We start from the raw sequence: 13,532 nt of genomic DNA, 5'->3' as shown, positions 1-13,532 counted from the left end.
GCGGAAAGCTAGGCTCCGCCGGCGGTTTCGGCCGCCGTCTCGACCACCACCGTGGTGGCCTTCACGCTCGCCCACGCCACGCTCCCGGGCACCAGCCCCAGCTCGCGCACCGACTCGCTGCTCATCAACGACACCACTGTGAACGGTCCGCATTGCATCTCCACCTGTGCCATCACGGTATCGGTCACCACTCTGGTGACCAGTCCCGGAAATCGATTGCGCGCCGAACTGGCGCTGCCCATTCGCGTCTGCGGCGTGCGGGCCTGCTCCACGGCCAAGGCCGCGAGCTCCCCGCCATCCACCACCAGGCGACCGGACTCGTCCTTACGGCCGGACAACACGCCGCCGTCGATCCAGCGGCGGACCGTGTCGTCGCTGACGCCGAGCAGCTGCGCGGCGTCACGAATCCGTATTTCGGGCATGACAGGCAGGATATAACCGCGCACGCGGAGATATCAATGCGAAACATCCGCAAGTACGGATGACAAGAGCTTCCGGAGTGTTCCTGTTCACTTCCACGACGGTGGCGCGGCCACCCGCGGCCAGTACGCTCGAACGAATCATGGCCACGTATTTCGATCCGAAGGCCTGGTCACCCCTGCGCGCGGTCGACCTGGGCATGGACCTCGGAAGACGCTTGTTCGACCAGGTCTGGGTGGAGCAGTGGACGAGCTTCACCAGCGCCTGGCTCGAACCAGCCGCCGACTTCGGGTCCGGAACCGTCACCGCGCTGATGCCCGACGTCCTCATGACCCTGCTGTCCGAAGGCATCCTCAGCCAATTCGGCGGACAGGAAGTCAGCGCCACCCTGCTCGGCAGCGACCTCCGAGCCACCCTGCACACGCTCAAGGTGCGCCGGCGCGGCGCACACTTCCAGGCCAAGACCGTGCTCACCGGACTGCTCTGGAACCGGCATCCGATCGAAGAACTGACCGTCATCGCCCACGGACTGCGACTCGTCCCCGGCGTCCCCACCAAGGTCCGCACCTCACAACTCGACCTCAGCGGCGTGATAACCCTTGCCGCACTGCTGGAATGGATCAACGGCTGGCAGCCCGACTGGGAACTCGAACCCGCCGCCGACGGACTGATCCTCGCCAAGCACCGGCGCCGCAAGATCCGGGCGCTGGCCACCGCGGACGTCGTCGACAACGTCCTGTCCATCACCGTGCACCGCGCGCACTGGCGAAAAGTACGGGCCCCCAAGCGATTCACCACGCTCAACCCGATTCCGCTGACCGGCCTGCCCAGTCAGGCGCGGATCAGCCGCGCCGAACACGTCGACGGGCACGTGTTCTTCAGCGTCGACCTACCGGGAATCACGGGATCGTTCGATCTCGCTCAGATCAGATCGGCCATCGTCGCGGGAACGACACTGATCATCTTCTGACCGAACGCCTTTACTTCTGGGTCGGCCACCATTCGAGCAGCGCCGCCTCGGCCTCGTCCCGCGACATCGGGCCGCGATCCAGGCGCAATTCCTTCAGGAACCGCCACGCCTTACCGACATCCGGGCCCGGCTTCAGATCCAGCAACTCCATGATCGCGTTGCCGTCCAGATCCGGGCGCACCCGCGCCAGATCCTCCTGCTCGGCCAAGGCCTCGATACGGGTTTCCAACCCGTCGTAGGTCGAACGCAGCGCGGCCGCCCGCCGCTTGTTGCGGGTGGTGCAGTCGGCGCGGACCAGCTTGTGCAGGCGGGGGAGCAGCTCGCCGCCGTCGGTCACGTAGCGGCGCACCGCTGAATCGGTCCACTGCCCCTTGCCGTAGCCGTGGAAACGCAGGTGCAGATACACCAGCCGCGCCACATCCTCGGTGAACTGCTTCGGATACTTCAAGGCGCGCATGCGCTTTCGCACCATCTTCGCGCCCACCACCTCGTGGTGATGGAAGCTGACACCGCCACCGGGCTCATTGCGCTTGGTCGGCGGCTTACCGATGTCGTGCAGCAGGGCGGCCCAGCGCAACACCAGGTCCGGATCGCCGTCCTCCTGGTCGATCGCCTGCCGCAGCACGGTCAGCGAATGCTGGTAGACGTCCTTGTGCTGGTGGTGCTCGTCGATCTCCAGCTGCATGGCCGGCACCTCGGGCAGCACCCGCTCGGCCAAACCGGTGTCCACCATGATGTCGATGCCGTCGGTCGGGTACTCGCCGCCGATCAGCTTGTCCAGCTCGGTGCGCACCCGCTCCGCGGTGATGCGATCGATCTCCGGAGCCATCTCCACGATCGCCGCCCGCACCCGCGGCGCCAGCTCGAAACCCAGCTGCGCGACGAAACGCGCGCCGCGCAGCATGCGCAGCGGATCATCGGCGAACGAATCCTGCGGCAGCGCAGGCGTATCCAGGACACCGGCCAGCAGCGCCTCGACACCGCCCAGCGGATCCACGAACTCCAGCTCGCCCAGCGCGCCGATCCGCACCGCCATGGCATTCACGGTGAAATCGCGGCGCACCAGATCACCCTCGAGGGTGTCGCCGAAGGTGACCTCCGGATTGCGGGAGACCCGATCGTAGGCGTCGCTGCGGAAAGTGGTGATCTCCAGCTGCTGCCCGTCCTTGGCCGCGCTGACCGTCCCGAAGGCCAGACCGCCGGTGTCCCACAGGTGATCGGCCCAGCCGCGCATCAAGTCCTGCACCACCTCGGGGCGGGCGTCGGTGGTGAAATCCAGATCCGTACCCAACCGGCCCAGCACCGCGTCGCGGACACTGCCGCCGACCAGATACAGGTGATGGCCGTGCGCGGCGAACAACTCGCCCAGCGGCGTCAGCACATCCGAGAGCCGGCCCAGAGTTATCGCCGCCGCCGCCAGCAAACGAGTACGACGATCCTCGACAGCTGCTTCCTCGGACTTCGGCGAAACCACGAAGACGCAGCTTAGTCGCACGACGACCCAATCCCCGAATAGTGTCCCGCCCGCCCGGCGCCCCCACCCGGCGTGCCGCGCCGTGACCGGTGTCTACCTGCTATGAGAGCCCCCTATATAGAGGAGCCACCGCGCTGGGGCGGGCAAGGCCGCCCTCCCCTATAGACTGACGCAGTGTCCCCGGCCGATCGCGCGAACAGTCGACGCCGCCAGCCCCGGCGGCGTGGTTCGGCCGGTACTGCGGCGAAAGCCACCGGTGCGGCGAAACCGCGCATGCGCACCGTCCGCGAAACCTCCGCGGGCGGACTCGTGGTGGACGGCCTCGACGGCCCCAGCGAGAAGCGCTGCGCCGCCCTCATCGGACGTACCGACCGGCGTGGACGCCTGCTCTGGTCACTCCCCAAGGGCCACATCGAAGAGGGCGAGACCTCCGAGCAGACCGCCATCCGCGAAGTGCAGGAGGAGACCGGCATCCACGGCACCGTGGTCGCCGAACTCGGCAGCATCGACTACTGGTTCGTCACCGAAGGCCGACGGGTACACAAGACCGTGCACCATTACCTGATGCGTTCACTCGGCGGCGAACTCTCCGACGCCGACGTCGAAGTCACCAAAGTGGCCTGGGTTCCCTTGAGCGAACTAGACTCCCGCCTCGCCTACGCTGACGAACGCAGGCTGGCCGAGGTCGCCAACCGGCTGATCGACCGGATGGAGAACGGCAGACAATGACGCGTGCGGGATCGCGGCGCACGCTGCTTTCACTCGTCGCGGTAACGCTGGCGGTGCTCACGTCACTGGGAATCAGCCCGGGAACCGGCACGCCCATTGCCGGCGCCGAACCCACCGGCAGCGGTAGCGGACAAACGAGCGGACCGAAATTCCTGAAACTGTCGCTGGATTCGGTGACCCCCACCGCCATCACCAGCAACAGCGACCCCTACTTCGTGGTGTCGGGCACCGTCACCAATATCGGCGACCGGCCGGTCGACGACGTAAGCGTCCGCATCCAGCGCGGCGGGCCCGTCACCAGCCCCAGCGCGCTGCGCACCACGCTGCGGCAGGACCAGGCCAGCTACGACATCACCGGTGAATTCCAGGACGTCGCAGACCAGTTGACCGCCGGACAGCGCAAGCAGTTCAGCGTCACCGTCGCCCTGCACTCGGGAACCGAACTGCCGGGCGGGGTCTCCTCGCTCGACATCACCGCACCCGGCGTCTACCCGCTACTGCTCAACGTGAACGGGCAACCGGCCTACGGCGGCCAAGCCCGCCTCGACGACGCCCGCTTCCTGCTGCCCGTACTCGGCGTGCCCGGCAGCGCCGACCCCAAACACGCGCCCGGACAGCCCACCCCGCCCGCCGTCGACGGACCCCCGGTCGCCACCACCCTGCTGTGGCCGCTGGCCGACCGGCCCCGCCTGGTCGCCGGACAGCCCGGCGCACCCGACGCGCAGGCCCTGCTCACCGACGACGACCTCGCCGCCTCCCTCGCCCAGGGCGGACGGCTCGACCAACTGCTGTCCGCACTGGAGAGCGTGGTCAAACCCGACAGCACCCGCGACCGCAGCCTGATCAACGCGGTCTGCCTGGCCGTCGACCCCGACCTGCTCATCACCGTGTCCGACATGACCAGGGACTACCGGGTACTGGCCAGCCCCTCCGACCCCGAAGGACCCACCCGGCTCGGCAGCGGCGGCCGCGCCGCCAAGGCCTGGCTGGAACGACTGCGCGCGCTCGCACCCGGAATGTGCGTCACCGCGCTGCCGTTCGCGCAGGTCGACCCGAACGCGCTGGCCTCCGCCGGGGACGTCACCCTCACCGACCGGGCCCTCAACGCGCCCGCCGACCTGATCGACTCCCTACTCACGGTGAAATCGGTGCGCGGCGTGGCCATTCCGGACGCGGGCACCATCGACACCGAAGGCGCCACCCTGTTCGCGCACCACGGGTTCACCACCACCGTGCTCGCCGACAACGCCGTCGCACCCCTCGACGGACGCTCCAACCTGCTCGCGGCCAAGACCCCGCCGAGCACTCCGCCCACCACCCCCGCGACGCCCGGCAGCGCACCGGAACCCGGCACACCCGACATGGTCACCCTGGCCGACGTGGTCGTGCCGCCCGCCACCGGCACGACCACGCAGCCCGCGCCCGCCGCCCCGCACGCCGCCACCTTCGACAGCTGGGCCGCCACCGCGCTGGCCGCCATCGGATCCAATCCGCCGACGCCGGCCTTCACCCCGGACAAGGCCCGCTACGACGTCACCGTCGACTCCCGCGCCGCCCGATTGCAGGACGCGCTCGGCGCCATCGCCTGGACCGCGCTCAACCCGCAGCCCGGCCGGCCGCGCACCGCGCTACTGGTACCGCCGCAGCAGTGGGGCGCCAACCGCGACGAGGCCTCCGCCGTGCTCGGGCAGCTGGACCTGCAACTGCGCAACAACCTGGCCACCCCGCGGCCGCTCACCGAACTGCTTGCGCAACAGCCGGATCCACAGCCCTACACGTTGGACTATCTGGACCGGGCCGCCGACGACGCCGTCCCCGCGCACTTCGCCGAACCCGTACACCAGCAGGGTCAGCGCATCACCGAACTGATGAGCGCGCTGGTGGACGTGCCGCAGCAGGAACTCAGCCCGCGCGCCTTCCTCACCCCGCTGCGCGACGACCTGATCCGGGTGCTGTCGCTGACCGACCGGCGAGCCGGCGGCGGGGCCGCCGACACCAACGCCCAACGGCGCCTGGACCAGACCACCAAAACCATGAACAACCTGTACGGATCGGTGACCGTGCTGCCGCCCGGCGGCGTCTACACCCTCGCCTCCGAACAGAGCCCGCTGCTGCTGGTCGCGCGCAACGATCTGCCGGTGGCCATCCGGGTGCGATTCAAGATCGACGCACCGGCCGAGACGACTATCACGGACATCGGCGAACAGCAGTTGCCCGCCAAGGGAAATCGGTCGTTCCAGATCCCCACCGAGGTCTCCGACAGCCGCAACCTGACCATTCCCATCGGGCTCAGCACGCCGGACGGGGTGCCGCTCGGCAATGCGGTCTCGGTCTCGGTGCGCTCCAACGCCTACGGTCAGGTGTTGGCGATAATGACGGCGAGTGCCTGCGCACTGCTGCTCCTGCTGGTCGGTCGCCGGCTCTGGCACCGCTTCCGCGGGCAGTCCGATCCGGCCGACGAAGAGTTCGACGCGGGGGCTGTGCGCGAGAGCAAGCAGGATCGGCGGACGCGCAAGCGGGACAAGAAACGACAGGAGGCACGATGAGCGAGTACGGCGGGCCACGCTCATCCGGCCGACCAGAGGGCCCATCGGGTCAGCCGCACGGCGGATCCGGCCGACCGGAAGGACCGACCGGACGGCCCGAAGGACCCGACGGGCCGCCGCCGGGGCGGCGCACGCCCTCCGCGCCGTGGGAGCGCGGCGCACCCCGGCCGGCTCCGCGCGGACCGCAGGGTCCCGCCTCCGGCGCGCAATGGGCGGTTCCCGGTAATCCGCAGGGGATTCCCGGGCGCCCCTATCCGGGTCAACCGACCGGTCCTCAACGACAGGCGCCAGCCCCCGGCGAATCCGGGCCCATCATGCGACGCCCCCAACAGGGCCGGCCCGACCCCGGACGCGTCCCACCCGAAGAGCGCTACCACTGGGGACACCCCGGCGGCGAAGGCAACCGGCCCCCCGGCGCCGGACCGTCGTCGATGCCGCAGCGCTACCCGACACCGCCCATGTCCAACCCCAGACCGGGGCCGGCGACCGGGCCACAACGCCAAGCCAACTCGGGGCAGCAGCCCGTCGTCACCGCACCCCGCACCGACGAGAAGCCGGACAACTCCAACGCCAAGCTGGTCCGCGACACCGGCTCCCTCGCCGTCGCCACCCTGGTCAGCCGCATCACCGGATTCGCCAAACAGGCGCTGCTGCTGACCGTGCTCGGCCCGGCCATCGCCAGCGCCTTCACCATCGCCAGCTCGATTCCGAACATGATCTCGGAACTGCTGCTCGGCGCGGTGCTCACCGCCATCGTCGTACCCACGCTGGTCCGCGCCGAACGCGAGGACGCCGACGGCGGCGCCGCCTTCGTGCGGCGACTGTTCACCACCGCGCTCACCGTGCTCGGCACCGGCACCGCCATCGCGCTGATCCTGACACCCGTGCTCACCGAGCACGTCTTCCTCTCCTCCGACAGCAAGGTCAACTCCGCGCTCACCACCGCGCTGACCTTCATGCTGGTCCCCGCGATCCTGCTGTACGGAATGTCGGCGCTGCTCATGGCGATCCTGAACACCCACCAGGTGTTCAAACCCGGCGCCTGGGCACCCGTCCTCAACAACTGCGTCGCCCTGGTGGTGCTGGGGCTCTACGCCCTGCTGCCCGGCGAACTGACGCTCGACCCGGTCCGGATGGGCGAACCGAAACTGCTGCTGCTCGGCATCGGCACCACCGTCGGCGTCGCCGTCCAGGTGGCGACCCTGCTGCCCGCCATCCGGCGCGAAGGCATCGACCTGCGGCCACTGTGGGGAATCGACGCCCGGCTCAAGCAGTTCGGCGGCATGGCCGCGGCCATCATCCTCTACGTGCTGATCAGCCAGATCGGCTTCAGCTTCACGCTGCGCGTCGCCTCCCACGCCGACGTCGCCGGCCCGACCATCTACCAGAACGCGTGGCTGCTGCTGCAGCTGCCGTGGGGCGTCCTCGGCGTCACCCTGCTGACCGCGATCATGCCGCGCCTGAGCCGCAACGCCGCGGCCGACGACACGCCCGCCGTGGTGGACGATCTGGGCGCGGCCACCCGGCTCACCATGATCGCGCTGATCCCGATCGTCACCTTCCTCACCTTCGCCGGCACCCAGATCGGCGAGGCGATCTTCGGCTACGGGCGATTCGGGCACGACGCGGCCCGACTCGGCGAAGCCGTGTCCTGGTCCGCGTTCAACCTGATCCCGTACGCGCTGGTGCTGATTCACCTGCGCGTCTTCTACGCCCGCGAACAGGCGTGGACACCCACCTGGATCATCCTCGGCATCACCAGCGTGCAGATCACGCTGTCCGCGCTCGCGCCGGTCTTCTTCTCCGCCCACCACGTGGTCATCGCGCTCGGCGTGGCCCGCGGCCTCGGCTTCGTCACCGGCGCCCTGATCGGCGGCTGGCTGCTCCACCGCAGCCTCGGCGACCTGCGCATGGCCAACGTCGGACAGACCATCACCCGCGTCGTGCTGTCCTCCCTCGCCGGCGGCGCGGTACTGCTCATCGTGGACAAGGTCCTCGGCCTGCACCGGCTTTCGGACTCCTTCGGCGGGTTCGGCTCCTTCATCCGGGTCGGCATCACCGCCATCGTCATGTTCGGCGTCGCCTTCGGGCTGATGCGCCTGCTCGGCATCCCCGAGATCGTGGCCATCACCGTCGCCGTGTCGCGGCGCCTCGGTATCACCGCACCCGCACCGGATCTGGAACTCGACGGCACGCTGCTCGAGGACATCCACGAGACCACCCTGCTGCCCAAGCCGGACTTGCGCGCCGCGCCGTACTACTACCGCTTCGATCCGTACCTCGACGCGCAGACCATGGTGCTCCCGGTCATCCGACCCGATGCGGTTGAACTCACCGAGAAGAGTGAGTTCCCGTACCCTGTTCGGCAGGCAAGCGCAACTGCTCGAACCGGCCTGCCCGCGGACAGCTCCCGCGGCACGCCGGACGTCGCCCGGAACCCCGACGGCGGCTTCCGCACCACTTCGGAAGCCGCGGCCGCGGTTCCGCCGACATATCGGTCTTCAACATATGAGGGCGAAGGAGGAACCAGGGTGAGCGACGACGCGGCGGGCAGTGTCCCGTCCGCCGAATCCGCGACGACCGCGGGCGGCGGGCTCTCCACGGACACCCCTCCGGCCGGCGACGCCGGCGGAAAGCCTGGAGCCCGAGCCGAATCCACGGCCCGGAAGAGCGGGTCCGGCGGACCGGAGAAGCTACCGGAGGAGACGGACCAGGCCGGTCCCGAAACCGGTGTCTACGAGGCCATCTCACCGCAGATGCCGCCCATGCGGGTGGAATCGCCGACCAAGCGGATCCAGCGCGGCCCCAAGCTGACCCCGGGCGCCTCCGTGGCAGGCGGCCGCTACCGGCTGCTCGCCGGACACGGCGGCGCCCGCGGACTCCGGTTCTGGCAGGCCCTCGACGTCAAACTCGACCGCGAGGTGGCACTCACCTTCGTCGACGCCGACCAGGAAGCCACCGAGAACTCCGGACACGACGGACCGCAGGCCATCCTGTCCCGCACGCTGCGCCTGGGCCGGATCAACTCGCCCGGCCTGGCCCGCGTGCTCGACGTGGTGCGCGGCTCCTCCGGCGGCATCGTGGTGGCCGAATGGACGCCCGGACGCTCCCTCAAGGAGATGGCCGACACCGTGCCCTCGCCGATCGGCGCGGCCCGCGCCATCCGGGCGCTGGCGGCCGCGGCCGAAATGGCGCACCGCGGCGGCGGCTCGCTGTCCATCGACCACCCCGACCGGGTCCGCATCAGCGCCTCCGGCGACGCGGTCCTGGCCTTCCCCGGCACCCTCTCCGACTCCGACGCGCAATCCGACGTGCGCGGCCTGGGCGCCATGCTCTACGCGCTCATCACCGCCCACTGGCCGATCCGCGTCCCCGGCATCTCCGGCACCGCGGCTACGGTCGGTGGACTGCCGCTGGCCGACTTCGGGCCGGACGGAACCCCGGTGGAGCCCAGGAACATTCGGCCCGAGGTGCCCTTCGAGATCTCCGCGGTCGCGGTCCGCTCGCTGGAGTCCAACAAGGGCGTGCGCACCGCCGCCACCGTCCAGCACGTGCTGGAGCAAGCGTCGGTGGTGGACCAGAAGACCGACTTCATCCCCGTGCTGCGGCTCGGGCAGAAGCCGCCCAGCGCACCCGACGAGACCCTCGCCGACCCGGAACTGCTCGCCGCCGAGAAGGAACGCTCGCAACGGATGATGTGGATCCTGGTCGGGCTCGGCGTGCTGGCCGCGCTGGTGGTCGGCGTCATCATCTGGTGGCTGCTCAGCGTCTTCGCGCCCGGCTCCTCCAACGCGCCGCTCAACGAACAGCGCAATATCGGGCTCACCACCTCGGCGACGCCGCCGCCCAGCCCGGGCGCCGGGCAGACGCCCGCGAGCCTGCCGCCCACCGGCGGCGTGCCGGTGCCGGTCACCGGCGCCACGGTGTTCTCCCCGGAGGGCACCCCGGACAACGTCGGCAGCGTCGGGGCCGTGCTGGACAACAACCCGGCCACCACCTGGCGCAGCGACGCCTACTTCCAGCAGTTCCCGGCCCTCAAGAAGGGCGTGGGCATCCTGACCACCCTGGGCAGCCCCAGCAAGCTGACCAAGGTGAGCATCGAATCGCCCACGCCCGGAACACAGGTCGAGATCCGCACCTCGCCGACCGCCTCGCCGACCCTCGACCAGACCCAGCTGGTCGGGTCGGCGGTGCTCGGCGACGGCACCACCGAGATCCCGGTGCGGGCCGACCAGCCCGCCCGCTACGTGCTGCTGTGGATCACGCAGCTCGCCAACAACGGGGGACAGTTCCAGTCGGCCATCGCCGAAATCCGGTTCGAAGCCAGCGTCTGACCGACGCCGCGGAGGTCTGAGCGCCGATCACGAATGGGCCGCGCGATCCAGACCAAACATCCGCTACCTGCGCTTATTCGCGCAATTCGCAGCTGCTGAATCGTTATCCTCGATATGATCTTGCATACTCTCGGCTTGGGGAGCTCGCCGCTCTGAGGGGATGCATTGTCGTCACCGAACGCAGTGTCAGCATCGAATACAGAGTCACCGACGAACGCACCGCCGCATGCCGCCATCCGGCCACGCCCGCGCACCGTCGACACCCGCGCGCGCCAATCCAGCGACCGTGAACTGCTGGCCGCCCACGCCGGCGGCGCACCACACGCCTTCGCCGAACTCCTGCGCCGCCACCGCGACCACCTCTATCAGACCGCGCTACGCGCCTCCTACAGTCCCGAGGACGCCGCCGACTCGCTGCAGGACGCCCTGCTGTCCGCGCACCGCGGCGCGGCCGCCTTCCGCGGCGACGCCGAGGTCCGCAGCTGGCTGCATCGCATCGTGGTCAACGCCTGCCTGGACCGCATTCGTCGCAACAAACTGCGCCGCACCGAACCGCTCTCCGAGGACACCGCCGACGAACCACCCTGCCCGCGAGACGATTTCGCGGCCCTGGAAGCCAGCCTGCTGGTCGACGCGGCGCTGTTCACCCTGCCCGCCGACCAGCGCACCGCCCTGGTCGCGGTGGAGCTGGAGGGCTACTCCATCGCGGATGCCGCTGTCCTGCTGGGCATCCCGGAGGGCACCGTGAAGAGCCGCTGCGCGCGCGGACGGCGGCGACTCGAGACGAAACTTCGCGAATAGGACGTTCGCGAGCCGACACAGCCGGGCATGAACACCTGAATTCCGCTCGAACACCGCACTATTGGGGGAACCTTGTACGGTTCCGGTACGTCCGATATGAAGACAGGTTTGTGATTCCCACTCGAGGCCCTGGAGGGGCAATGGAGGACATCGGAGGAGCATTGGCGGGCACCACGGCGCCCACCCCGCCCTTCTCCACCGAACTGCTCGCCGAACTGCACGGCGGCAGCCTGCCGCCGGACGAATCCGAGCGGCTCTGGCCCGCGGTCCGGCGCGACCCCGAGGCCATGCGATACCTGCGTGCCCTCGACGACGTCGACAACCGGCTGCGCGCCCTCGGCCGCGACGAACACATCGCCCACCCCGTGCCCGGCGACGTGGCCGACCGCCTGGAGCGCATGATCGAAAACCTCGCCGCGGGGGAGCAACAGCCCACCGTCACCCGGCTGTCCGTCGCCCCGCCCCCGATCGTCCGCTCCACCCACCCCGCGCCCGCCGCCACCACACCGATGCCGATCCTCGACGGCTCTATTTTCGATACCGGCCGCCTCGACCCCAGCGACCTCGAGGAACCCCTCGACCTGCCCGAGCCGGAAGACGACGACCCGGCCGCACCCACACAACTCACCGAACGCCCCTCCCGCCGCCTGCGCTGGCTCACCGCCGCCGCGGCCACCGCCGCCCTGGCCGCCGGCGCCGTCGTCGCCGTGGACGCGCTGAGCGCCCGGCCCTCCACCCCGGCCGCCCACCCCGCCGAAGCCGACCTCGACCCCGCCCTCCCACCCGGAGCGGTCCTCGCCGCCATGGGCCGCCACGACATCACCGGCCCGCTGGCCGCGGGCACCGCCCTCACCGACTGCCTACGCGCGGCCGGTCTGGACCGCCAGGTCCTCGGCTCCCGCAGCGTCACCTTCTCCGGCCACCCGGGTGTCCTGGTACTGCTCCAAGGCCCGAAAGCGCCACAGATCACAGCGGCCGTCCTCGGAACAGGTTGCGCGCCAGGCCACCCGCAGGTGCTCGGCCGGACCGATATCGGCTAGCCACCTGCAAGGTTCGCGGCCGTCTCGATTCTGGACTGCGCTCCGCCTCCCCGCGCTTGGAGCGGATACGGGAGCGAAGCGGAGGAGGGAAGAATCGAGACCTCAGGGCCGCGAACCCGCCGTAGCGAAGCGGAGGCAATCAAGCACGGGAATGACAGCGTTTAGGCTGTTGTTGACCGGTTCGCTCACGCTCGAGCGATCGAGATTCTGCACAACAGCTTCGGAGGGCCATCTTGAGCACGCCTGTTCGCGACCTGATCATCGTCGGTTCCGGTCCGGCCGGGTACACCGCCGCGGTGTACGCCGCCCGCGCGGAACTGGAACCGCTGCTGTTCGAGGGCACCCAGTTCGGCGGCGCGCTCATGACCACCACCGAGGTCGAGAACTTCCCCGGCTTCCGTGAGGGCATCATGGGCCCCGACCTGATGGAGGAGATGCGGGAGCAGGCCAAGCGCTTCGGCGCCGACATCCGCACCGAGGACGTGGACGCCCTCGACCTGTCCGGTCCCATCAAGAAGGTGACCGTCGGCGGCGAGGTCCACGAGGCCCACGCCGTGATCCTCGCCATGGGTTCCGCGGCCCGCTACCTGAACGTCCCCGGCGAGCAGGAGCTGCTCGGCCGCGGTGTCAGCGCCTGCGCCACCTGCGACGGCTTCTTCTTCAAGGGCCAGGACATCGTGGTGGTCGGCGGCGGCGACTCGGCCATGGAGGAGGCGACCTTCCTCACCAAGTTCGCCAGCTCGGTCACCGTCATTCACCGCCGTGAGGAGTTCCGGGCCTCCCGCATCATGCTGGAGCGGGCCAAGAACAACGACAAGATCCGTTTCATCCTGAACACGGAAGTCGCTGCGGTGCACGGTGATTCGGCTGTCACCAGCCTGACCCTGCGCGACACCCGCACCGGCGAGACCTCCGAGCTGGCCGCCACCGGCCTGTTCGTCGCCATCGGCCACGACCCGCGCAGCGAACTGGTGCGCGGCCAGGTCGATCTGGACGACGAGGGCTACGTGCTGGTCCAGGGCCAGAGCACCTACACCTCGGTCCCGGGCGTCTTCGCCGCCGGCGACCTCGTCGACCACACCTACCGGCAGGCCATCACCGCCGCCGGTACCGGTTGCCGCTCGGCCATCGACGCCGAGCGCTGGCTGGCCGAGCAGGGTGACATCACCAGCAACACCCTCGATCACGCCGGTCAGCCGGTGGAAGTGAACAACTAAG

At 69.7% G+C, this 13,532-nt stretch carries 9 protein-coding genes; 7 read left to right on the top strand and 2 right to left on the bottom strand.

The window, feature by feature from the left end; genetic code table 11:
* Positions 1-8 precede the first annotated feature (8 nt).
* Positions 9-422, bottom strand: a complete 414-nt coding sequence (locus tag ACYVKL_RS21045; RefSeq protein WP_379165417.1) for a TOBE domain-containing protein — start codon at positions 420-422, stop codon at positions 9-11.
* Positions 423-562: 140 nt separating this feature from the next.
* Here ACYVKL_RS21045 and ACYVKL_RS21040 point away from each other — a divergent pair, with 140 nt between their 5' ends.
* Positions 563-1,390, top strand: coding sequence for a hypothetical protein (locus ACYVKL_RS21040; RefSeq protein ID WP_213558646.1), 828 nt, complete (start codon positions 563-565; stop codon positions 1,388-1,390).
* Between the two features lie 10 nt (positions 1,391-1,400).
* On the opposite strand, the gene ACYVKL_RS21035 is transcribed toward ACYVKL_RS21040, so the two are convergent.
* Entirely contained in the window at positions 1,401-2,864 is a 1,464-nt protein-coding gene (locus tag ACYVKL_RS21035) for a CCA tRNA nucleotidyltransferase (RefSeq protein ID WP_379165416.1), read from the bottom strand.
* Positions 2,865-3,038: 174 nt separating this feature from the next.
* Between ACYVKL_RS21035 and ACYVKL_RS21030 the strand changes: the two genes are divergently transcribed.
* From ACYVKL_RS21030 to trxB, 6 genes are all read left to right on the top strand, one after another.
* Positions 3,039-3,593 carry an NUDIX hydrolase gene (locus ACYVKL_RS21030; RefSeq protein WP_379165415.1) on the top strand — a complete coding sequence of 185 codons (555 nt, stop codon included), beginning with the start codon at positions 3,039-3,041 and terminating at the stop codon, positions 3,591-3,593.
* Complete coding sequence (locus tag ACYVKL_RS21025; protein ID WP_379165414.1) at positions 3,590-6,139, top strand: DUF6049 family protein; 2,550 nt, start codon at positions 3,590-3,592, stop codon at positions 6,137-6,139. Before ACYVKL_RS21030 ends, ACYVKL_RS21025 begins: the two co-directional genes overlap by 4 nt.
* Positions 6,140-6,453: 314 nt before the next feature.
* A complete protein-coding gene (locus tag ACYVKL_RS21020; protein ID WP_417629428.1) occupies positions 6,454-10,473 on the top strand; it encodes a murein biosynthesis integral membrane protein MurJ in 4,020 nt (1,339 codons plus the stop codon).
* 234 nt (positions 10,474-10,707) lie between these two features.
* Entirely contained in the window at positions 10,708-11,274 is a 567-nt protein-coding gene (gene sigM / locus ACYVKL_RS21015; protein ID WP_357192327.1) for an RNA polymerase sigma factor SigM, read from the top strand.
* 140 nt (positions 11,275-11,414) lie between these two features.
* Positions 11,415-12,314, top strand: coding sequence for a hypothetical protein (locus ACYVKL_RS21010; protein WP_379165413.1), 900 nt, complete (start codon positions 11,415-11,417; stop codon positions 12,312-12,314).
* Positions 12,315-12,547: 233 nt separating this feature from the next.
* Positions 12,548-13,531, top strand: coding sequence for a thioredoxin-disulfide reductase (trxB, locus tag ACYVKL_RS21005; protein WP_379165412.1), 984 nt, complete (start codon positions 12,548-12,550; stop codon positions 13,529-13,531).
* Position 13,532: the final 1 nt, after the last annotated feature.

This window comes from Nocardia tengchongensis, from assembly GCF_054781395.1.
Note: the sequence above shows the minus strand (reverse complement) of the source record. Positions and strands in the feature narration are given on the sequence as shown.